Source organism: Amycolatopsis sp. NPDC001319, assembly GCF_042896185.1.
Taxonomy (GTDB): domain Bacteria; phylum Actinomycetota; class Actinomycetes; order Mycobacteriales; family Pseudonocardiaceae; genus Amycolatopsis.
The window spans coordinates 406,127-425,093 of sequence record NZ_JBIAWY010000009.1; the positions used below are offsets into that span (position 1 = coordinate 406,127).

General features: G+C 69.6%; 16 protein-coding genes and 2 pseudogenes. 11 read left to right on the forward strand and 7 right to left on the reverse strand.

Annotated features, from left to right (window positions below; genetic code table 11):
- The 4 genes and pseudogenes from ACFY1H_RS33080 to ACFY1H_RS33095 all read left to right on the forward strand — a co-directional run bounded on the left by ACFY1H_RS33080 (nt 1) and on the right by ACFY1H_RS33095 (nt 1,815).
- Nucleotides 1-312 (forward strand): phage integrase N-terminal SAM-like domain-containing protein, encoded by a 312-nt coding sequence (locus ACFY1H_RS33080; protein ID WP_366585102.1) that lies wholly within the window; start codon nt 1-3, stop codon nt 310-312.
- A gap of 124 nt (nt 313-436) precedes the next feature.
- Complete coding sequence (locus tag ACFY1H_RS33085; protein ID WP_366584979.1) at nt 437-880, forward strand: CoA transferase; 444 nt, start codon at nt 437-439, stop codon at nt 878-880.
- A 154-nt stretch (nt 881-1,034) separates the two neighbouring features.
- A pseudogene (locus ACFY1H_RS33090) lies at nt 1,035-1,298 on the forward strand (citrate/2-methylcitrate synthase); the annotation flags it as partial.
- A gap of 22 nt (nt 1,299-1,320) precedes the next feature.
- Nucleotides 1,321-1,815: a type II 3-dehydroquinate dehydratase gene (locus tag ACFY1H_RS33095; protein ID WP_366584981.1), complete on the forward strand. Its 495-nt coding sequence runs from the start codon at nt 1,321-1,323 to the stop codon at nt 1,813-1,815.
- An 82-nt stretch (nt 1,816-1,897) separates the two neighbouring features.
- Here ACFY1H_RS33095 and ACFY1H_RS33100 read toward each other — a convergent pair whose 3' ends face one another.
- On the reverse strand, nt 1,898-3,676 hold the full coding sequence (locus ACFY1H_RS33100; protein ID WP_386953004.1) for an FAD-dependent oxidoreductase: 1,779 nt from the start codon (nt 3,674-3,676) through the stop codon (nt 1,898-1,900).
- A 16-nt stretch (nt 3,677-3,692) separates the two neighbouring features.
- Between ACFY1H_RS33100 and ACFY1H_RS33105 the strand changes: the two genes are divergently transcribed.
- Nucleotides 3,693-5,387: a sigma-54-dependent Fis family transcriptional regulator gene (locus ACFY1H_RS33105; RefSeq protein WP_386953007.1), complete on the forward strand. Its 1,695-nt coding sequence runs from the start codon at nt 3,693-3,695 to the stop codon at nt 5,385-5,387.
- Nucleotides 5,388-6,071: 684 nt separating this feature from the next.
- Here the strand turns inward: ACFY1H_RS33105 and ACFY1H_RS33110 are convergent.
- The gene (locus tag ACFY1H_RS33110) at nt 6,072-6,410 is read right to left on the reverse strand and encodes a helix-turn-helix domain-containing protein (RefSeq protein ID WP_366584987.1); all 339 of its coding nucleotides are present in this window, start codon (nt 6,408-6,410) and stop codon (nt 6,072-6,074) included.
- Nucleotides 6,411-7,178: 768 nt separating this feature from the next.
- Between ACFY1H_RS33110 and ACFY1H_RS33115 the strand changes: the two genes are divergently transcribed.
- Nucleotides 7,179-7,439: a hypothetical protein gene (locus ACFY1H_RS33115; protein WP_366584989.1), complete on the forward strand. Its 261-nt coding sequence runs from the start codon at nt 7,179-7,181 to the stop codon at nt 7,437-7,439.
- A gap of 485 nt (nt 7,440-7,924) precedes the next feature.
- On the opposite strand, the gene ACFY1H_RS33120 is transcribed toward ACFY1H_RS33115, so the two are convergent.
- Nucleotides 7,925-8,104 carry a hypothetical protein gene (locus tag ACFY1H_RS33120; protein WP_366584991.1) on the reverse strand — a complete coding sequence of 60 codons (180 nt, stop codon included), beginning with the start codon at nt 8,102-8,104 and terminating at the stop codon, nt 7,925-7,927.
- Nucleotides 8,105-8,464: 360 nt separating this feature from the next.
- On the opposite strand from ACFY1H_RS33120, the pseudogene ACFY1H_RS33125 reads away from it, so the two are divergent.
- From ACFY1H_RS33125 to ACFY1H_RS33135, 3 genes and pseudogenes are all read left to right on the forward strand, one after another.
- A pseudogene (locus tag ACFY1H_RS33125) lies at nt 8,465-9,642 on the forward strand (IS701 family transposase).
- Between the two features lie 185 nt (nt 9,643-9,827).
- Nucleotides 9,828-10,292 carry a hypothetical protein gene (locus tag ACFY1H_RS33130; protein ID WP_386953012.1) on the forward strand — a complete coding sequence of 155 codons (465 nt, stop codon included), beginning with the start codon at nt 9,828-9,830 and terminating at the stop codon, nt 10,290-10,292.
- Nucleotides 10,289-10,924 carry a hypothetical protein gene (locus ACFY1H_RS33135; RefSeq protein ID WP_386953015.1) on the forward strand — a complete coding sequence of 212 codons (636 nt, stop codon included), beginning with the start codon at nt 10,289-10,291 and terminating at the stop codon, nt 10,922-10,924. Before ACFY1H_RS33130 ends, ACFY1H_RS33135 begins: the two co-directional genes overlap by 4 nt.
- A 422-nt stretch (nt 10,925-11,346) precedes the next feature.
- Here the strand turns inward: ACFY1H_RS33135 and ACFY1H_RS33140 are convergent, their stop codons facing one another.
- Genes ACFY1H_RS33140 through ACFY1H_RS33155 form a run of 4 tightly spaced genes read right to left on the reverse strand, consistent with a single transcriptional unit; the run spans nt 11,347 to nt 16,386 of the window.
- The gene (locus tag ACFY1H_RS33140; RefSeq protein WP_366584997.1) at nt 11,347-13,239 is read right to left on the reverse strand and encodes a glycogen debranching N-terminal domain-containing protein; all 1,893 of its coding nucleotides are present in this window, start codon (nt 13,237-13,239) and stop codon (nt 11,347-11,349) included.
- The gene (locus tag ACFY1H_RS33145; RefSeq protein ID WP_386953019.1) at nt 13,236-14,537 is read right to left on the reverse strand and encodes a hypothetical protein; all 1,302 of its coding nucleotides are present in this window, start codon (nt 14,535-14,537) and stop codon (nt 13,236-13,238) included. Before ACFY1H_RS33145 ends, ACFY1H_RS33140 begins: the two co-directional genes overlap by 4 nt.
- Nucleotides 14,534-15,331, reverse strand: coding sequence for a sugar phosphate isomerase/epimerase family protein (locus ACFY1H_RS33150; protein WP_366585001.1), 798 nt, complete (start codon nt 15,329-15,331; stop codon nt 14,534-14,536). The genes ACFY1H_RS33145 and ACFY1H_RS33150 overlap by 4 nt, the downstream gene beginning before the upstream one ends.
- On the reverse strand, nt 15,331-16,386 hold the full coding sequence (locus ACFY1H_RS33155) for a zinc-binding alcohol dehydrogenase (RefSeq protein ID WP_366585003.1): 1,056 nt from the start codon (nt 16,384-16,386) through the stop codon (nt 15,331-15,333). Before ACFY1H_RS33155 ends, ACFY1H_RS33150 begins: the two co-directional genes overlap by 1 nt.
- A gap of 151 nt (nt 16,387-16,537) precedes the next feature.
- Between ACFY1H_RS33155 and ACFY1H_RS33160 the strand changes: the two genes are divergently transcribed.
- Both ACFY1H_RS33160 and ACFY1H_RS33165 read left to right on the forward strand, forming a co-directional pair.
- Nucleotides 16,538-17,950 (forward strand): ABC transporter substrate-binding protein, encoded by a 1,413-nt coding sequence (locus ACFY1H_RS33160; protein ID WP_386953023.1) that lies wholly within the window; start codon nt 16,538-16,540, stop codon nt 17,948-17,950.
- Between the two features lie 10 nt (nt 17,951-17,960).
- Nucleotides 17,961-18,965 carry a sugar ABC transporter permease gene (locus tag ACFY1H_RS33165; protein WP_366585007.1) on the forward strand — a complete coding sequence of 335 codons (1,005 nt, stop codon included), beginning with the start codon at nt 17,961-17,963 and terminating at the stop codon, nt 18,963-18,965.
- The last annotated feature ends 2 nt before the right edge of the window (nt 18,966-18,967 follow it).

The following is an 18,967-nucleotide window of genomic DNA, read 5'->3' on the forward strand; positions in this document are numbered from 1 at the left end:
ATCAGGGCGCTCGTCGGGGACTGGAGAACGCATCTGAAGGCCAAGAACCGCGCTGACTCCACGATCGATGCGTACCTCGAGAGCGTCGCCATGCTGGTGAACTACCTCGACGACGAGAACAAGTCGATGCTGGCTCGTGAGGTCGACCGGCGAGAACTCGAACGTTACTTCGAGTATTTGCGGGAACGTCCGAACTTCCGCACAGGGAAGTCACTCTGCGCTCGAGGCCGTCGGGGTCGACGCCGATCGTGGCGGCGAGTTCCCGGACGGTGCCGGCGGTGTGCAGGTAGCCGGACTCGGTGTACCGCCTGAGGACGGCCTTGGGCACGTGCGGGCGGATCATGCCGAGCCCATACCGGGAGAGGGTCCGGGAGTCGAGCACGAGCCAGGCCGGGATGGTCGGCACGGACTTGTGCGAGTCGTACATCGCGGTCTCGTGGAGCGGCCCGATCTGGTGACGGATCCGCGGTTCGCCGATCGAGAAGACCGGAAACGTCATCGCCCGGAGCTCAGCGACGAGCTCAACCGGGCGCTGCGGCTTCGGAGCGCGCTGGAGTGGGAGACCGAGCTGTCGGCTGCCGGCGTGCCCGCCGCACGCATTCTCACGGTGCCCCAGGCGCTGCGGTCGGAGCAGCTCGCGCACCGCGGATTCTTCACCGAGATCGGGTTCCCCGGTGATCCCGAGCGAACCCTGCGCGCCAGCGGCAACGGCGTGCTCGTCGACGGCGAACCGCTCCGGCCCACGACCGCGCCACCGCGGCTCGGGGAGCACAACGACGAAACCGCCGAACTCGTAAGGCGCTGGCGGGACACCGGTATTCCGTCGCCGGCGCGGCCGATTCCCGACCAGGTGTCGCTCGGCCGGACCGAAAGGGACTGACATGCCAGTTACGCCTCGACAGGCCACTGTGGACGATGTCGCCGACTGGTGGGCCAACAGCATCTGCCGGATGGAGCCCGGTGTGGTCGAGCTCCGGGGAATCCCGGTGCAGGAGCTGATCGGCCACCGCGGTCTGGTGTCGACGATCTGGCTGATGGTCCGTGGCAGCAGTCCGACCACCGCCGAGGCCGCGCTGCTGGAGGCGGCGATGGTCGCCTCGGTCGACCACGGCCCGCAGGCGCCTTCCATCGAGATCGCCAGGATGACGGCGACGTGCGGCGTCGGCATGAACAACGCGATCGCCTCCGGCGTCAACGCCCTCGGTGACTCCCACGGTGGCGCCGGACAGCAGTGCGTGGAGCTGCTGTCCGACGTCGTGGCGAGGGAATCGACCGGACTGGATCTCGAAGCCGCGACGGCGGAAGTGGTCGCCGAGTACCGTGCGCGCGACCCGTACCTGCCCGGGTTCGGCCACCGTCCTCCACGGTCCGAACCTCAATCTGCTGGGGGAGCGCCGTCCGGAGACGTACGGGACCACCACGCTCGCCGAGATCACCGCCGACGTCGACCGGACCGCGGCGCGGTGGGGCGCCACGGCCGTTCACTACCAGTCGAACCACGAGGGCGCGCTCGTCGACTGGGTGCATGCCCACCGCGGCGCGGTCGACGCGATCGTGATCAACCCGGCCGGACTGACTCCGGTGGCCTACTCGCTCCTCGACGCCATCCGGGACACCGATCGCCCGTTCGCCGTCGTGCACATCTCCCAGTGGCACGCCCTCGACGGTAAGGAGCGCACCGACATCTTCGCCGCCTCTGCCGCGGTGTACCTGGCCGGTGCGGGCTGGCACGGTTACGCGCTGGCCTTCGAGGCGCTCGTCTTCAAGGTTCAGAGCATTCTGGCCGCGGAGATCCCTCCGCGAGTGACGAGTTAGCGGGCAATCGGTAGGAAAGACGACATAGCGGGTCGGTCAGGGTCGGAATGCTGGTACTCCGCCGCCGGCTGCCGGCGGCGGGTCAGGCTCGCACGTCAGCCCGGTCGACAGCGCGGGCGGCGCGGTAGGCGAACGCGATGATGGGGCCAAGGGTGGCGCCGCCTGCCCAGTAGGCGCGCCCCGACGCGGAGGCCACGCAGTTGCCGACACCGTAGAGGCCGGGTATCGGCGCGCCGAGGTCGTCGAGCACGCGTCCGTCGGGGTCGGTCCTCGGGCCGCCCTTGGTGTCCAGAGTGCCGCCGGTGACGAGTGCGGCGTAGTAGGGGCCGGTGTCGCTGATCGGCCACATGGTCGGGTTGGTGCGGCCGGGTTCTTCCTTCACCGGTCCGTTGAACACGAGCTGGATCGCGGTATCGCCCCGGGCGAAGTCCTCGTCCTTGCCGTTCGCGGCGAAGCCGTTGAACCGGTCGATCGTCCCCGGCAGGTTCTCTTCGAAATCCTCGGCGAGTTTGAAGCCGCCCGTCTTGGCCGCGAGGGCCGAGAGCCGCTCGCGGATTTTCGCCGTGAGCTCGGCGAGCGTCTGACCCTTGATGACGTGCTCGTCGTCGTTTCCGGGCGGGACGATCAGCCGGCCGTACTCGTCGCTAGCGGAGTGGTCCTGGCTGCGTTGGTCCCACAGCTGCACGAGCACCAGGTTCGGGTAGCTGCCGGTCGCCGGGTCCCAGCGGAAGAACGTCCGCGCGGCTTCGTTGTAGGGCTGCTTCTCGTTGGCCACGCGCTCGCCGTGGCGATTCACGAGAATCATTGAATCGCCGGCCACCGAGAACATGCCGACCAAGTCGGATCGCCCGGTCTTCTCCAGCGGTACTGGGCACATCCAGGCGTGGTTCATGGTGCCAAGCTGCGTTCCCAGTGGCGAAGCGATGCGCACGAAGTCACCCTCGTTCGTCACCGCCGCGCACCCCGGATAGGCCGGCACACCGAGGTGGTCGCGGCGCAACTGGTCGTCGTGGGTGAAGCCACCGGTCGCGAAAACCACGCCCTTGCGTGCGAGGACCCGAACGGTGTCTCCGGAAACCGTAGTGGCCTCGACCCCGGTGACGCGGCCGGCGTCGAGGATGAGCCTCTGGACCCGATGCCCGGTGTACACGTGCACGCCGTCTCGCTCGGCGGCGGCGGACAACTGCTCGACCGCGCGCGCACCGCCGTCGGACATCGATTCCCGCGCGTCCGCCGGCACCAGCACGCGCCCCTTTGGTGCCTTGTCCTCCGGCAGTTCCGACCAGTAGTCCGGCACGTCCGGGCAATGCCGGTAGGTCAGCGCGCCGCGTTCGGCGAGGAGCTCGGCAGCGGGGCTCGCGCTCTCGTGGAAGGCGCGCACCATGCCGACCTCCCACTCGGTCAGACCGGCCGTCGGGCTTTCCGGGTCATACCTGGTCGGCTGGGAGAGGCGGGCGGCGTAGCGGAGGAAATCCTCGAACCGGTCTTCGATGCCGAGGGCGCGCATGGGCTCGTTGTTCGGCACCCAGTACCAGAACGCGGCTTTCCTGACTGTGCCGCCGAGCTCCGGTGCCTTCTCCAGCAGGATCACGTCGTTGCCGAGCCACTTGCTGAACAGCGCGGTCGGCAGACCGCCGCCACCGCCTCCGACCACGATTACATCGGTTTCGAGATTTGCGGACGTGAGAGATGTGGGTCGGGCGCTCTCCCTCGGAGCAACCAAATCCGTCGTCATGCGTTCACTGTGAGACGGCTCCGCCCCGCGTGGTTGTCTCACAATGAGACAGTGGCGATGCCGGCCCGGTGGAAGAGAATGAGAGCGCCGGGAGGGTCGGTACGGTGAACACAATCCGGTGAACACAATGGAGTGACAACGGATGGGCTACGAGATCGAAACCCAGGACGGCCTCGCCCGTCTGCGACAGGCCAGGGAGCTCTTCCTGACCGAGCGGCGATTACCGGAAGACCTGCCGGCTTGGTTGTCCGCTGCCTGGCGCCGTTCGTACTTCGCCGAGCTCGACGTCACTCGCGACCACGTGCCCGCCTCGCCTGTCTCGCTGGACACCCCGCTGGTCCGCGCCGCGACTCCGGTTCTGACCAAGCTCGCCGGCGACCTCGTCGGGCTCGGTGCCGCCCTGGTGCTCAGTGACCGTCACGCCCGTGTTGTCGGCTGTTGGGCCGATGACGAAGCAGTGGGCGCCCACCTCGCCCGGATCGACACCCGATTGGGTGCGGACCTGTCGGAACGCTCCACCGGGACCAATGGGATCAGCCACGTCCTGGACACGGGCGGTCCGTGCGTGATCGGCGGGCCCGAACATTTGTTCGGGCTGTACCAGAACACGGTGTGCGCGGGTGCGCCGGTGACCGACCCGGTCACGCGGAAGGTCAGCGGCGCCGTCGCCGTAGTGTGCGGGCTCGACGCGCCGTTGCGGGTGCTGCACGCGGTTGTGACCACGGCGACCGGCGCGATCGAGCGGGAACTCGTGCACGCCGCGTCGGCGCACGAGCACCGCCTGCTCGAGGCCTACCTGCGAGCCGGGCCTGTCCGGTATCCGATCGCTGTGCTGGACGGCCGGACCAGGCTCGTCAGCGACTCCGCCGCCCGCCTCCTGCGGCCTCGTGACATCGACACCCTGGAGTCCTACGCGATCGAGGCGGCACGCGATGGCGCATTGCCCACCACCGAACTGATCCTCGACGACGGGGTGAAGGTCCGGCTCAGACTCGCAATACCGGGTGACAGCAGAGGTGTGCTGGTCGTCGTCGAACCGCCGCGGCCCCGCACCGCACAACGGAGTGCCAAGCTTTCGCTGTTCGCTGACGCGGGGCTGGCGGGGACCTCGCCGGCCTGGCGCTCGCTCGAGCGTTCCGTAGTGCGGGCGGGCACCCGGCCGATGTTGCTGGTGGGCGAGCCAGGTGTGGGCAAGGCCGACGTCGCGCTCGCGGTGCTCGGCGATTCCATTGTCCTCGACGCAGTAGACGACGACGCCTGGCTGGAGGATGTCGCCGACGCGTTGGCGGCACCCGCCGTGCTGTTGCGTCATGTCGAGCGCTTGCGGCGCGGCCGAGCCACCCGGCTCGCCGCCCTTCTTGCCGAAGACCATTCCGCACGGGTGATCGCGACATTCACCACCGGCACCGGTTCGGCCACCGCGGAGGTGCTGCGTACCGGCTGGTCACCTGTCGAGGTCGTGGTTCCCCGATTGCGTGAGCGAACGGCCGACATCCCCGAACTCGCGCAGCGATTCGCCGGAGGCGCGCACTTCACGCAGGACGCGCGCTCGACGCTGCAGCGCCACGACTGGCCGGGCAACCTCACCGAATTGAAGGCAGTGGTCGCGTGGGCGGAGGCTGAAGCATGCGGGACGACCGTGAGCGCACGCCATTTGCCAGGACGCCTGCGTTCTTCACCCGCCCACCCTCGCCTGACGGAGCTGGAAAAAGCCGAGCGCCTGGCCATTTCCGACGCCTTGCGCACGGCGAGTGGCAACCGCGTGCGGGCGGCCGCCCTGCTCGGCATCGGCCGCGCGACGCTCTACCGGAAGCTGCGCCGCTACGGACTGGAGTGAACACGCGCACGTAGCCGGGCACCACTGACCGGTCACCCGGCGCGCGCTTGGCCATCGGACCTCCCCGGCTCGCCGGTGAGCCGGGCGGCCGGCGCCCGGCGGCATCTGGCACGAGCCTAACCGGGCAATTCCGGCATCCGCCGGGAGAAAAGTGCAGGTCACCAGCCTGACGGGTGTTTCTACGTCGGTTCGGCGTTCACCACGTCGGTGGCCAGCCCCGCGCAGCGCGGGCACGTCCTGAGGTTCATGCCGCCGACCTGGGGCCGAACGGCGTCGCCCGGATGACAACGCGCAAGGTGCTGTCGCACAACGGATAGTCGGCCTGGCCGCGTACCGCGCGCCGGAGCCCGGCGGGCTGCGAAACCACATCGCCGCACGCGCGAACCGGCGGCTCACACTGCGCGAACGTGGCGCCGGCGTCGTCTCGGTGAAGCCTGAGCTCAGGCCGCACTGGGACGGGAACCCGAGCTCCGGCACCCGCCCAAGCGGCGGTGTGGGGAGATGGAATACGAGCCTTGGTCCGAGAAGCGTGCGTCGCCCGGCGGCGCGCGGGGGGCGCTGCCGGTCAAGCAGAGGCCGGCAGCGCCCGCCTTTCGCCGCGGCCGAGCCGGCCGAGTTCGGGTCGCCCTGGGGAGGCGGCGGCGGATGACTGTCGGCACGCGGCGCCGGTGGCCGCGTGCCGAGTCAGTCGTCGGTGTTGAGGCCGTGGGCCTGGTTGAGGCGCTGGGCTTCGTGGAGCTGGTCTTCCAAGGTGATGATGCGGCAGGCGGCGTCGATGGCGGTGCCCTGATCGACCAGTTCCCGTACGCGGGTGGCCAGGCGCAGCTGGTGCCGGGAGTAGCGGCGGTGGCCGCCGGCGGAGCGTTGCGGGGTGATCAGGCCGGCCTCGTCGAGGCTGCGCAGAAAACCTTGCGTGGTGCCGAGCATGTCGGCGGCCCGGCCCATGGTGTAGCCGGGGTAGTTCTCGTCGTCGAACTTGTCGGCCCCGCTGGGCGTGGCCGGTCCTTCTTGGTCAGGGATCATTCCACCTCCACATCACGAAGGACCCCGGGTGCCGCATGCGGCACCCGGGGTCCTCAAGGGTTGGGTTTCACCATTGTCAACCGACGTGACCGCCGGCGTCTTGCACCCGCGTCCGGCGGAAAGCCGGATCCCGCGGGGATCGCTCATTCGTAACCGAGCACCACCTCCGAACTCGATGGGACTGCGGCACCCGCGCGGCGCTACCCAGCCGCTGCGGGCGATCCAATGATGTTCCCGTTCCCTTCTTTCCTGTGTTTTCCACTTACTCGGTACTGCTACTTCACCTGCTGCGAACGTCATCGCGGGGAACCCTTCCACTGATCGGTCCCAGCACACTGACGCCGCTGGCCACTGCCCGGAGCCCCGTTCACTGATCGGCTCCGGGCACCTGACCGGTCCTGCAACTGCACTAACACACAACAACAACCACTGCTGATACTGCTGATCTTCACGGGCTCACACGCTCCGCCCGCGTCCTGCACTACCGCTCCGGGGCCGGTACTACCTGGGCCGAACCTCTTCACCGCCCGGTCCCGGGTACTGCTCCCGGTCACCAGCCGGAACCTGTTCCTTGATCGGCTCCGTCCTGCCTGACCGTCTTGTCTCACCTCGCGGGTAGTTACGTTCTCTCCCGCGCCTGCTTGACGTTGTCTCTCTCGTACGTGGAGAACATTACACACACTCGCCGTTGAATGTCTACTCCAGCCGCCATAGATTTTCTGGGTCGGGTCGGGTCGGACGGATGGTGGGGCGAGGGGGCACACGAGCATGAGTGACGAGGTCACGCAGGATCCGCTGGGCGATCGGTACGGCCTGCTCGGGGTGCGCGACCTGGGCGAGTACGCCGAAGCCCTGACGGGGTTGGTGGAGCGGGGGAGGCGGGAGCGGTGGGTGGCGGTGCTGTCGGAGGCCGAGGCCTATGCGGCGGCGGAGCTGCTCGGGCAGTTCGCGCAGCTGGATCCGTCAGGTGAGTTGAACCGGCTGGCCGCCTCCCTGGCCAGCCGTCTCTACAGCCGCCTCGGCGCCTGAAGGCCGGACGTTCGCGGGTTGGGTGCTCCGGGATAGCACCCAAAGGTGCCCGGCCGCTGCGGATCAGTAGCCGGGCAACGCCACGCGGGTGCCGGAGATGCGACCGGCGACGGTCCGTCTCGCGGCAGGGCGCCGCGGTCGCGGCGCGCAGATCGCGCCCGAGGCTGGCGGTGGCTCGTCGGCTGCACGGCGGGTGGCCCAGAGTGAGGATGAGGTGGCGCTGGGACACCCACTTCGGACCTGGCCTACAGGGCGGAGGAGGTGTCGGTGCAGCCGACGATATGGATCGGGCCGATGTCGATCTGGGAGTCGTCCATCGTGCGCAACACCGCGATCATCAGCCCGGCCGCGACCGTGGTAACCGTCGCTGAGAACTGTGAAGGTGGCGCTGCCGACCGCCGCTTGACCGGCAGCGCCCTCGCGCGCCGCCCGTGCGACGCACGGTCCACGGGCCGCCGCCCATGGGTACGTCCGCATTCAGCCGGCTACTTCCCAAGTTCGGTTGCCTTGCGGTGTGCCGCCGCGGCGGAGGCAGCTGCCAGCGTGCTGCCTTCGGCGGCCAGGGCGTCCAGCACGAGCGCGCGGCGCTCGTGCCAGGCGGCCCAGGTGTCCGGCCCGGCGGCGGTACCTGGGCGGGTCAGGTGCAGCGCGCCGAGCTCACTCAAGGTGTTCGTCGCTTTTCCTTCCTCGTGCGCGGGTGTTTCGTACCCATTCAGAGTGGCTGGCGGCTTCGGAGTTCGCTTCGGAAGAACTACGGAAGAACTACGTACGCAGCGTCAGAGGGGTATAAGCCCCGTGCGTGTAGATCCGGCGGGGAGATCTGCACGGCTCTGGAATAAGCAAGGAGCAGGGCCTAAGCCTGCCACCGGAAAAGGATCACCGACCCCGTCGCCGGCGGCTGGCCCGGTGATGGTCGAGAGGAACGGCGTGGGGTCAGCCATGCGCCACGCCCGGCGTGCGGACATTCGCGGCGGACCGGGCTAGTACTGCAACGGCAGTTGGCGGTGTTGTGGTAGATCATCCTGGTGGTGGTCGATGTGGTGATGGATCGGCTGGATCGGGTGCATGAGCGGATAGGGGCCGGTTCGCGCGGTCGGAGCCGCGTAATCGTGCGCGGGAGTATGTGTCCGGGCTGGTCGCGGGCTTGGAGCGGAAGATCGGGTGGACGCTGGCCGAGCAGGCCGGCGAGATGTCGCCGGATGGGATGCAGCGGCTGCTGCGCTGGGCGGACTGGGACATCGACGGTGTTCGTGACGATGTGCGGGACTACGTGGTCGAGCATCTGGGTGAGCCGGGTGGGGTGCTGATCGTGGACGACACCGGGTTCCTGAACAAGGGTGTGCGGTCGGCGGGGGTGCAGCGGCAGTATTCCGGGACGGCGGGGCGGATCGAGAACTGTCAGATCGGTACGTTTCTGGCCTATGCCTCCGAGCGTGGGCATGCGCTGATCGATCGCGAGCTGTATCTGCCCGAGCCCTGGATCGCCGACCCCGCCCGGTGCCGGCGGGCGGGGATCCCGGAGGGGACCGAGTTCGAGACCAAGCCGCGCCTAGCCATGGCGATGCTGGCGCGGGCGTTCGCCGCGAAGGTGCCGGTCGCGTGGATCACGGCTGATGAGGCCTATGGGCAGGGCAAGTATCTGCGGTTGTGGCTGGAAGCTCACGATGCCGCGCACGTGCTGGCCACCAAGGTCAACGACACCCTGGTCACCACCGGCGGTCGCGAAGCCCGAGCCGACCAGCTGATCGCGGATCTGCCTGCCCGGTCGTGGCGGAGGTTGTCGGTCGGCGCCGGGGCGCACGGGCCGCGTGAGTACGAGTGGGCGCGGGTCCCGATCCGGATCGGCTGGCAGCCCGGACGCGGGCACTGGCTGCTCGCCCGCCGCTCGCTCTCGGATCCGACCGAGATCGCCTACTACGTCTGCTACGGACCCCGCCGCTCGAGCCTGCTGGACCTGGTCTGGATCGCCGGCACCCGGTGGCGGATCGAGGAATGCTTCCAGCAGGCCAAGAACGAAGCCGGACTCGATCACTACCAGGTCCGGTCCTGGCGGGCCTGGTATGCCCACATCACTCTCGCGATGCTCGCCCACGCCTGGCTCGCCGTCTCCCGATCCATTGCCATAAAAGGGGAACGGGTGCCGGTGAGCCAGGCACGATCGGGTTCACGCTACCGGAGATCCGGCGGCTGCTCACCAAACTGATCCTGCGTGTCACCAACGCTGCCGACCACGTCTGGGCGTGGTCCCGCTTCCGGCGCCGACGACAACACCAAGCCCGACTCAGCCACTACAAACGACGCGGCTACCCACTCACCTAACTGCCGTTGCAGTACTAGGCGGGTCGTGATCGCACCCTCCCTTCGCGCGCGACGCCGGGGAGGTGCCGCGTGACCGGCCTCGTCTCGCCCCTTGCGCTGCCGGGCCGGGTCACCGTGCCAGCCCGAGCAGAGACGTCACGTCCCGTTCCGATGGGCCTCCCGCTGCTTCGCGACCTCAGTGCTGTGGACGGCCCACGGCTGTCGATCGCGCTGATGGACAGCGGCGGCCGGCTGCAGGACCGCGGCGCCGTCGCGGCCCTCGGCTGGAACCCGGGGGACCGGTTGCTGATCACGCTGGTCGAGACCTCCGTCGTGATCCGCCGGCGCACGGACGGAGTGTTCGTGATGCCCCGCAAGCCCTACGTCGTGCTCCCGGCCGCAGTCCGCCGCGGATGCGGAGCGCTGGCGGGCAGTCGCCTGTTGTTGGTCGCCGACCCCGTCCAGGACGTTGTCGTCGTCCACCCGGAAGCCGCCCTCCAGATGATGCTCCGTACCTTCCACGCCGCGCTGGCCACCGCTGAGGAGTCGTCATGACCAACCCCGCAACACGACAGGACCTGGAGGCGGCCCGGCTGTTGCTGTCGCGCCTCGGCGTCGACCCGGCCGATCTCGTCACCGCTGGCTGGGAAGAGCCCGTAGCGGCGGACACGGAGGGGGATGAGCGGCCGATGCCGACGATCCGTGAGTGGATCCCGGTGATGGCCGGCCTGGTTTCCCGGAGCACGGCGGCCTCCTACGGGTCGTACTGGAACAAGGCGGAGGCGGAGCGGGGTGATCGGGCCATGGACACGATCACCGCCAGCGAGATCAAGGCCCTGTCGGAGCTGGTGCGAAGCACCGCTCTGGTTCGCCGGAACTCCCGCGGCGGGCGCAACGCGGCGGAGAACTTCGTCGCCGCAGTGCGTTGCCTGTACAGGCACTTGGAGAACGACGGGCGTCTTGACCGGCACCGCAACCCGGCCCGCCGGGTCACCAAACCGCGCCGCAACGCCTCCACCCGCCGCGCACTGTCGAACAACCAGTTGGCTGAGCTCAACGACGTCGTCGCCAGCACGGGCGATGACCCGGAGCTGGACTCGCTCATCTGCCGCCTGCACGAGGAGACCGCGAGCAATGCGCGGTCTGGACGTGCAGGTTCGTTCCGCCGCGAACACCGTGGTCGTTAGCAGTGAATCTGCTCCGGTGGACGGACAGGGGAAGTGCCCGCCACCGGACACCATCAAGCTCTAACCAGGAGAGGCGCCGTGCCATACGACCACCCCTCGGTCCGACCGCGCTGTAAACGAAGTGACCGGCGAGGTTCGCGGCTGGCTCATGGGTCACCGCAGTGTGAGGTGGTTGGAGGAGAACGACGACCTCGACGTTTGAGACATCATGGACGACAAGAGGAGCGCCGCGTGGAAGCTGGGCTCCAAGATGTTGCCCGGGGATGATGATCGCGTGCGCCGGCGGTAGTCGGCGACTAGGTCTACGTACAGCTGACCCACCGGCAGCCTCGCCGCCGCGGCCGAGCCCGAGAACACCGCACTCATCCAGCTGATCCGCCTGTCCGCGCTGCTGCTGGTCTCGCATCGAGGTAACGCAGCACTCAGGGCGAGCCCAGTGCCGTGGCGATTAGCAGCGGGGCCGCAGCGGCCCATGCCTGCGGGGAGGCCGAGTGTGGATACGGGACCGGGTGCGGGGTTTCGCCGCGCGCGTAGCCGGTCATCACTTCGGGCAGGCGGTTTCCCGGCTGGTGCGTCGCAGCGGCCAGCAGGCCTTCGGCGATGCGGGTGGCTTCGGCCGTGAGTCCGGCCCGGGCCAACCCGGCTACGGCGATCGCGGTGTCGTGGGGCCAGACGCTGCCGTTGTGGTAGGACACTGGGTGGTACGGCACCTGGTCGGCGGCGAGTGTGCGGAGTCCCCAGCCCGAGAAGAACTCCGGCGCGCCGAGGCGGTGTCCGACCTGTTGGGCGAGCCCTGTCGGCAGGATGTCCGACCAGAGCACGTGCCCGGCGTTGGACGCGAGGGCGTCGACCTTCCGGCGGCGGCCGTCGAGGGCCAGTGCGACGAAGTCCTCGCCCGGCAGCCAGAAGTCGTCGGCGAAGTCGGTGCGCAGCTGGGCGGCGCGGGTGAGCAGGCGGTCTGCGAACGGTGCGTCCTGCCAGACCTCGCGGGCGATCTCGGCGGTCGACAGGAGTGCTTCGTAGGCGTAGCCCTGGGCCTCGCACACCGCGATCGGTCCCTCGGCGAGCTCGCCGTCGGCGAAGCAGATGGACCGGGCGGAGTCCTTCCAGCATTGGTGCACCAGGCCGGGGCCGTCCGTGCGGTACACGAGGTAACCGTGCTCGTCGAGACCTCCGTGGTCGAACATCCAGCCGACGGCGGCGCGTGCCGCGTCCTCCAGCTCGATGGCCACGCCGTCGCCCGCCACGCCCCGGTGCCGGCCGAGCAGCACGAGGAACAACGGCGTTGCGTCGACGGTGCCGTAGTACTGCCCGTACGGCGTCTGCCCGAAGCGGCTCAGCTCGCCGCGGCGCACCTCGTGCACGATCTTGCCCGGTTCTTCGACCCGTTCCGGGTCGACCGTGGTGCCCTGGACCGCGGCGAGCGCGCGCAACGTGGCGGCCGCCAGTTCCGGCCGGTACGGCAGCGTCGAGAGGGAAGTGATCAGGCTGTCGCGCCCGAACAACGTCAGGAACCACGGCACGCCGGCGCCGGGGACGCGCAGGTCCGGCCGGCCCGGCGCCGGCACCCGCAGGTCCGCGAGATCGGCCAGCCCGGCCGCGACGGCGGTGCGCAGCTCGGGCCACGCGATCTCCGCGACACCCGCGGTACCCAGGAATTCCTGCCGGTCAGCTTGCGCTTCCCGCACCACGTCGGCGAAAACCGCCGGCCGCGCGCCCGGATCCGGAATCCGGTCCCCTTCTCCCGCGACCACTTCCACCCGCAGCGACGTTTCCCCGTGCGGCGGCAGTGTGAGGGTCCAGCTGATCCGGTCGTCGGTGCAGGCGGCCGGCGCGGAGGAGCGCACGATCGTCCACTTGCGATAGTCGGCTCGTTCGTAGGCGAGCAGCACGTCACCGTTCGCCCGGTTCGAGGCCGAGTACTTCCCCGGCCGGTCGTACTTTCTGGTGCCGCGCAGCTCGAACTGGTCTGCGAAGTCGGCCGCGAACCGGAACGACACGGTCACCTCGCTGGGCACCGCGAGATGGCTGCGGACGCGGATGTCCTCGACCAGCGTGCCGGTGCCCAGCGCGTGGTCGCGGAACACGGAGTACGCGGGGTCCTCGTTGCGCGGCGTGGCCGGCGTGAGGATCACGCTCGCCGAGTGCCGGTCGTGCTCTTCGCTCAGCACCCGCAGCGAAGCCTCGGTAGACAGCTCCCACCTGGACAGGTGCCGGGTGTCGTCGACGTACAAGCCTTCGGTGCCCGCCGCGACAACGGCCGCGGGGCCGGTGATCAGGAACGTCGTGCCCCGCACGAGCGTGTGCGCGGTCATGCCGTCCGCCCGTCCGCCGCCGGCACCTCGAGCAGGTCGATCGCCACCGCGGCCGTCCAGCTGAAGTCGTCGCTGCCGTGCCCGGCGCCGGTGAGCGGGTCGACGTACTCGCGGAACCCGGCGAGCCGGATCGCGTCCAGCATGCCCTCGCCCAGCCGGCCGGCGAGCTGGTCGTGCCCGTGCGTGCGCAGGCCGTGCCAGATCAGCCAGCCGGTGTTGAACCACGCCGGGCCGCGCCAGTAGCGCGCTGGCTCAAAGTCGGCGGAGGTGAGGTCGTAGCTGGGCACCGGGCTGAGCTCACCGAGGCGGAAGTGCTCGCCGCGCGCGGTTTTCAGCAGTTCCTCCACGACCGGGAGGCCGGGCACGACCAGCGGCACGAGGCCGCCGACCGTGCGCTGCCGCAGCAACGACTTCGTGTGCGCGTCGCGGGCGAAGAAGGTGCCTTCGGCCGGGTCGTAGAGCCGGGCCACGAGCGAGTTCGTGAGCGAAGCCGCTCGTTCGCGGTGCGGTGCGGGGTCGGTGCCGAGCTCGCCGGCCATCGCGGCAAGCGCGGTCTCCCCCACGGCGAGCAGCGCGTTGGTCAGCGGGTCCTCGACGGCGAACGCCGAACCGCCGAGTGTGTCGACGAAACCGGCGTCGCGGTAGTCGGCGGCTAGCCGCACGTACCGGCCGTAGTCGAGGTCGGTCGGACGCTCGCCCGCCCCCGCGTGCCCCAGGTCCCGCCGGACGAACGTCGCCGGAGCGACGGGAGCGACCCGGCCGAGCGGTTCGTCCCACGCCGGGCTGTTGTCCAAACCGGACTCCCACGGGTGGATCACACACACGAGCCCGTCGCCGGCGAGGTCCCGGCGGTCGAACAGGTAGTCGTGCCAGCGCTGCAGCTTCGGGTAGAGGCGGCGCAGGAACCCGCGGCGGCGCGAGGTGACCGGGTCCGCCCGATGTACCTCCCACGCGGCGAGCGCGTGGAGCGGGGGCTGCACGAGCCCCGAGGTGACCAGCCCGGTCGACGCGAGCCGGGCGCCCGGGCCCCAGAAATCGGGGCCGGGGAAGTACGCGTTCGCGGGCACTGCCGGGTTGAAGACGATCTGCGGGACCCGCCCGTCGGGCCACTGCGCGCCGAAGAGCGACTCGAGCTCCCGCTGAGCGCGCACCGCCGACAGGTGCCGCAGCCCCAGCGCGATGAACGCCGAGTCCCAGCTCCACTGGTGCGGGTACAACCCCTGAGCGGGCACGGTGAACCCACGGCGCCAGTTGGCGAGCAGGATCCGCCGCGCCCGCCGGGCGAGGTCGTCGGTCATGCGAGCCGTCGCAGGAACGGTGGCACGGAGGCCACCGCGTCCGCGGGTTCCCCGCGCAGCCGGCTTTCCAGCGCCAGGTCGCCCTCGTAGCCGAGGGCGGCGAGCGCGCCGAGCACCGCGGGCCAGTCGAGGTGCCCGGCGCCGGGCTGGAGCCGGTTCGAGTCGCTGACCTGCACGTGGCCGAGGTAGGAGGCGAACCGTACGAGCGAGTCCGCGGGGTCGTCCTCCTCGATGTTCATGTGGTAGGTGTCCGCGCCGATGCGAACGGAGTCCAGGCCCACCTCGTCGATCAGCGAAGCGGCCTGCTCGAGGCGGTTGACCATGTGGTCCTCGTAGCGGTTGAGCGGTTCGAGCAGGAGCAGCACGCCTTCGGCCCGCGCGTGCTCGCCGAGCTCGGTGAGGCCCGCGAGCAGCACTTCGCGGTCCTGCTCCTCGGTGCGCGGCGGCTCGAACGGCGGCAGCCGGCGCGAGAACATGCCGTAGGACGCCGGGGTCATCGCCCCGATCCCGCCCAGCTCGGCGATCACCGAGAGCTGCGAGCGCATCTGCTTGATCGCGTCGGCGCGCACGTCGGGGTCGAAGGCGCCGAAGAAGTGCAGCATGTCGACGCACACGGTGCGCATGACGACACCGTTGCGGGCCGCGCGGTGCAGCTCCGGCAGGCGGTGCTGCAGCGCGAAGTCCTTCTTGCCTCGCAGCTCGATGGCGTCGTAGCCGGCCGCGGTGGCGAACTCCCACTTCTCTTCGAGGGTGTCGCCGGGCAACAGCTGTTCCTGGCAGGCGAGTTTCAGCATCAGTTCTCCGTGTAGTCGAGGACGACCTGCAGGGCTTCGGCCGGGCGTTCGTCGAGCAGTTCGTAGGCCTGCTCGACCTCGCCGACCCCTACGCGGTGGGTGACGAGCCGGACGGGGTCGACCGCGCCGTCGGCGGCCAGCCGCAGGAAGGTGCGGTTCATCCGGTCCTGGTCCCACCGGCCGGCCAGCCGCCACGGCACGCCGCCGATCTGCGAGGCGACGATCTCGACGCGGTTGTGGTGGAACTCCTCGCCGAGCCGCAGGCCGGTGCCGTCGCCCTGGTAGAAGCCGGCGGTGACCACGCGCCCGCCGACGCCGACCGTGCGGACGGCTTCGTGCAGCGCGCGGTAGGTGCCGCTGAGCTCGATCGCGACATCGGCGCCGTGGCCGCCGGTCGCGGCCCGGATCCGTTCCGCGGCGCTCGCGGCGGTGACGTCCACCGTCTCCACGGCACCGAACTCCTCCGCGATCGCCAGCCGCGCGGGAATGGCGTCGCACGCCACGACGCGCCCGCCGTTGAGCGTCGCCAAGCGCGTGGCGAGCAGGCCGATCACACCCTGGCCGAAGACGGCGACCGTCTCGCCGAGGTGGACGTCGGCGCCGAGGACCCCGTTGAGCGCCACCGCGCCGACGCGCGCGAACGACGCGGCGAGCGGGTCGAGCCCGGCCGGCACGACGTGGTCGGCGAGCTTCGCCGCCGGCACGACCGCTTCGCTGCGGTGGCCCCAGATCCCCCACACCACCTCGCCCACGGCCGGCGCCCCTGGCTGTCCGGCGACGTCGGCCGAGACTTCGAGGACCTCGCCCACCTCGGAGTAGCCCCAGCCTACGACCGGGTAGGTCTGGCTCGCGTCGCCGTCGACGAACAGCCGGCGTTGCTCATCCCAGACCCGGGTGAGGTAGGGGTTGGTGCCGCGGTAGGCCGTCAGCTCCGTGCCGGCCGAGATTCCGGAGTACAGCGTGCGCACGCGCACCGACCTGGTTCCCAGCTCTTCCTGCTGCGTTTCGACCACCTCGACCCGGCGAGGGCCTACGAACTGAACCACCGTGCCCACCAGGGCCTCCTCCGACCGCCTTGTCGATCATTTATGGCTATCTGCCGGGCAGAAGCTACCCCACTTATGCCAAAAAATCTACATAACTTGTCTTGCTTTAACGCCTAACTGGTGCTGTGATCGTCGCCAGGCACGACGCAAAGGAGCACCGATGTCTTCAGTACGAAGGTGGACGAGAGTCCCGGCCCGATCGGCCGCCGCACTGGCGGCCGTGGTGATGGCCGGTGGCGCGCTGGCCGCCTGTGGCTCCGGCTCCGACGACAGTGGCGACGGCACGCTCACCGTCTGGAGCATGGAAAACCAGTCAGACCGGGTCGCCGCGGCGCAACGGATCGCCGATCAGTTCACCGCGCAGAGCGGCGTCAAGGTGAAGATCGTCGGGCTGGACGAGGACCAGTTCAGCCAGCTGGTCACTTCGGCCGCGGCCGCGGGCAACCTGCCGGATGTCGTCGGTGGCCTTTCGCTCACCGGTGTCAACGAGATGGCCGTGAACGACCTCGTCGACACCGACGCCGCGGCGTCGGTGGTCAAGAACCTGGGTGCCAGCACGTTCTCCGCTCGCGCGTTGCAGATGGACGTCAGCGGCGGCAAGCAGCTCGCGGTGCCGTCCGACGGCTGGCCACAGATGCTCGTGTACCGCAAGGACCTTTTCGCCAAGGCAGGCCTCCCGGCGCCCGACACGTTCGACAAGATCCGCCAGGCGGCCCAGAAGCTCAACTCGCCGGACGTTGCGGGCATCTCGATCGCGACCGACCCCGGTGACGCGTTCACGCAGCAGACGTTCGAGGACTTCGCGCTGGGCAACGGCTGCCAGCTGGTGGACCAGGCCGGGAAGGTGACGCTGGACAGCCCGGCGTGCGTGAACACGTTCTCGCTCTACAACGACCTGGTGCACCAGTACTCCGTGCCCGGTGCCCAGAACGTCGACTCGACCCGCGCGACCTACTTCGCGGGCAAGGCCGCGATGACCGTGTGGTCGTCCTACCTGCTGCCGCAGCTGGCCGGGCTGCAGAAGGACGCCGCGCCCAGCTGCCCGCAGTGTCAGGCCGATCCTTCGTTCCTCGCGAAGAACACGGGGTTCATCACGGCCATCAAGGGTCCCGACGGCTCGGCCGCGCAGAACTTCGGTGAGCTCGGCTCCTGGGTGATCACCCAGGGAGACCGCTCCGCCAACGCGCAGAAGTTCGTCGGCTACATGCTGGACCAGGGGTACGGCGGCTGGCTCGGGCTCGCGCCGCAGGGCAAGATCCCTGCGCGCACCGGCACCGCCGCCGAACCCGGCAAGTTCACCAAGGCTTGGGCGAGCCTGCCCGTCGGGACCGACGGCAAGAAGCCGCTGTCCGAGGTGTACTCACCAGAGGTGATCCAGCAGCTGCAGAGCAGCCTGGACAGCTTCCAGCAGTGGGGCATCACGCAAGGCCAGGGCGGGCTGGCCGGTGCTTCGCTGGCCGAACTGCCCGTGCCCAAGGCCGTCAGCGCCATGACCGGCGGCACCGTGGACCCGGCCGGAGCCGCCAAGCAGGCGAGCGCCGCGGTCCAGGACATCCAGAAATCACTGAAGTAGGGAAACGCGGATGACCTCGGCGCACACCGTCCGGAACCGGCCCGCCCCCGCGAAGCCGACCGGCCGGCCCCCACGGCGGCGGCGAGCGCTCACCCTGCGGCAGCAGGAGAGCAGGGCCGGGCTGGCCCTGCTCTCCCCGACCCTGATCATCGTGCTGGTGGTCGTGGTCCTGCCCGTGGTGTGGACGATCGTGCTGGCGTTTCAGCGACTGCGCCTGGCGACGTTGCAACGCGAAGGCATCTTCGGCCGCTTCACGTTCCAGAACTTCGCCAAGGTGCTCGGCTCCGCGGACATGTGGAGCTCGCTGGTCACGACATTGATCTACACCATCGGCGGCACGGTGCTGTCGCTGGCGCTCGGCCTGGTCGCGGCGCTGGCGCTGCGCAAGCCTTTCCGCGGCCGGGCGTTCCTGCGCAGCGCGATGCTGCTGCCCTACGTTTCGCCGGTGGTGGCCGCGACGTTCGTCTGGGAGATCATGCTCAGCCCCCAGTTCGGGGTCGTGAACGCGTGGGGCAAGAGTTTCTTCGGCTGGGACAAGCCCGTGGCGTTCCTCAGCCAGGAGACCTCGACGATCTCGCTGTTCGGCTGGCACCTGCACGTACCGCTGGCCCTGCTGGTCGTGATCGCGTTCGAGGGCTGGCGCTACTTCCCCTTCACGTTCCTGTTCCTCATCGCCCGGTTGCAGGCCGTACCGGCCGAGCTGGAGGAGGCCTCGCTCGTCGACGGCGCCACGCCGACGCAGCGGTTCCGGCACATCCTGCTGCCGCAGCTCTACCCGGTGTTGGCCCTGCTGTCGGTGCTGCGGTTCATCTTGACCTTCAACAAGTTCGACGACGTCTACTTGCTCACCGGCGGCGGTGCGGGCACGGACGTGCTGAGCGTGCGGGTCTACGACTTCCTCACCGCGCAGTTCGACATCGGCGGCGCGGCCGCGCAGGCGCTGGTGCTCGCGGCGGTGCTGGTCGTGTTCCTCGCCGTCTACCTCAAGTTCTTCGCTCCGGAGGATCGCTCGTGAAC

Excerpts from the sequence above, each read along its gene's own strand:
- ACFY1H_RS33165 (WP_366585007.1), top strand. The coding sequence starts at position 17,961 with ATGACCTCGGCGCACACCGTCCGGAACCGGCCCGCCCCCGCGAAGCCG.
- ACFY1H_RS33135 (WP_386953015.1), top strand. The coding sequence starts at position 10,289 with ATGACCAACCCCGCAACACGACAGGACCTGGAGGCGGCCCGGCTGTTG.
- ACFY1H_RS33150 (WP_366585001.1), bottom strand. The coding sequence starts at position 15,331 with ATGCTGAAACTCGCCTGCCAGGAACAGCTGTTGCCCGGCGACACCCTC.
- ACFY1H_RS33115 (WP_366584989.1), top strand. The coding sequence starts at position 7,179 with ATGAGTGACGAGGTCACGCAGGATCCGCTGGGCGATCGGTACGGCCTG.
- ACFY1H_RS33140 (WP_366584997.1), bottom strand. The coding sequence starts at position 13,239 with ATGACCGCGCACACGCTCGTGCGGGGCACGACGTTCCTGATCACCGGC.
- ACFY1H_RS33105 (WP_386953007.1), top strand. The coding sequence starts at position 3,693 with ATGGGCTACGAGATCGAAACCCAGGACGGCCTCGCCCGTCTGCGACAG.
- ACFY1H_RS33145 (WP_386953019.1), bottom strand. The coding sequence starts at position 14,537 with ATGACCGACGACCTCGCCCGGCGGGCGCGGCGGATCCTGCTCGCCAAC.
- ACFY1H_RS33110 (WP_366584987.1), bottom strand. The coding sequence starts at position 6,410 with ATGATCCCTGACCAAGAAGGACCGGCCACGCCCAGCGGGGCCGACAAG.
- ACFY1H_RS33160 (WP_386953023.1), top strand. The coding sequence starts at position 16,538 with ATGTCTTCAGTACGAAGGTGGACGAGAGTCCCGGCCCGATCGGCCGCC.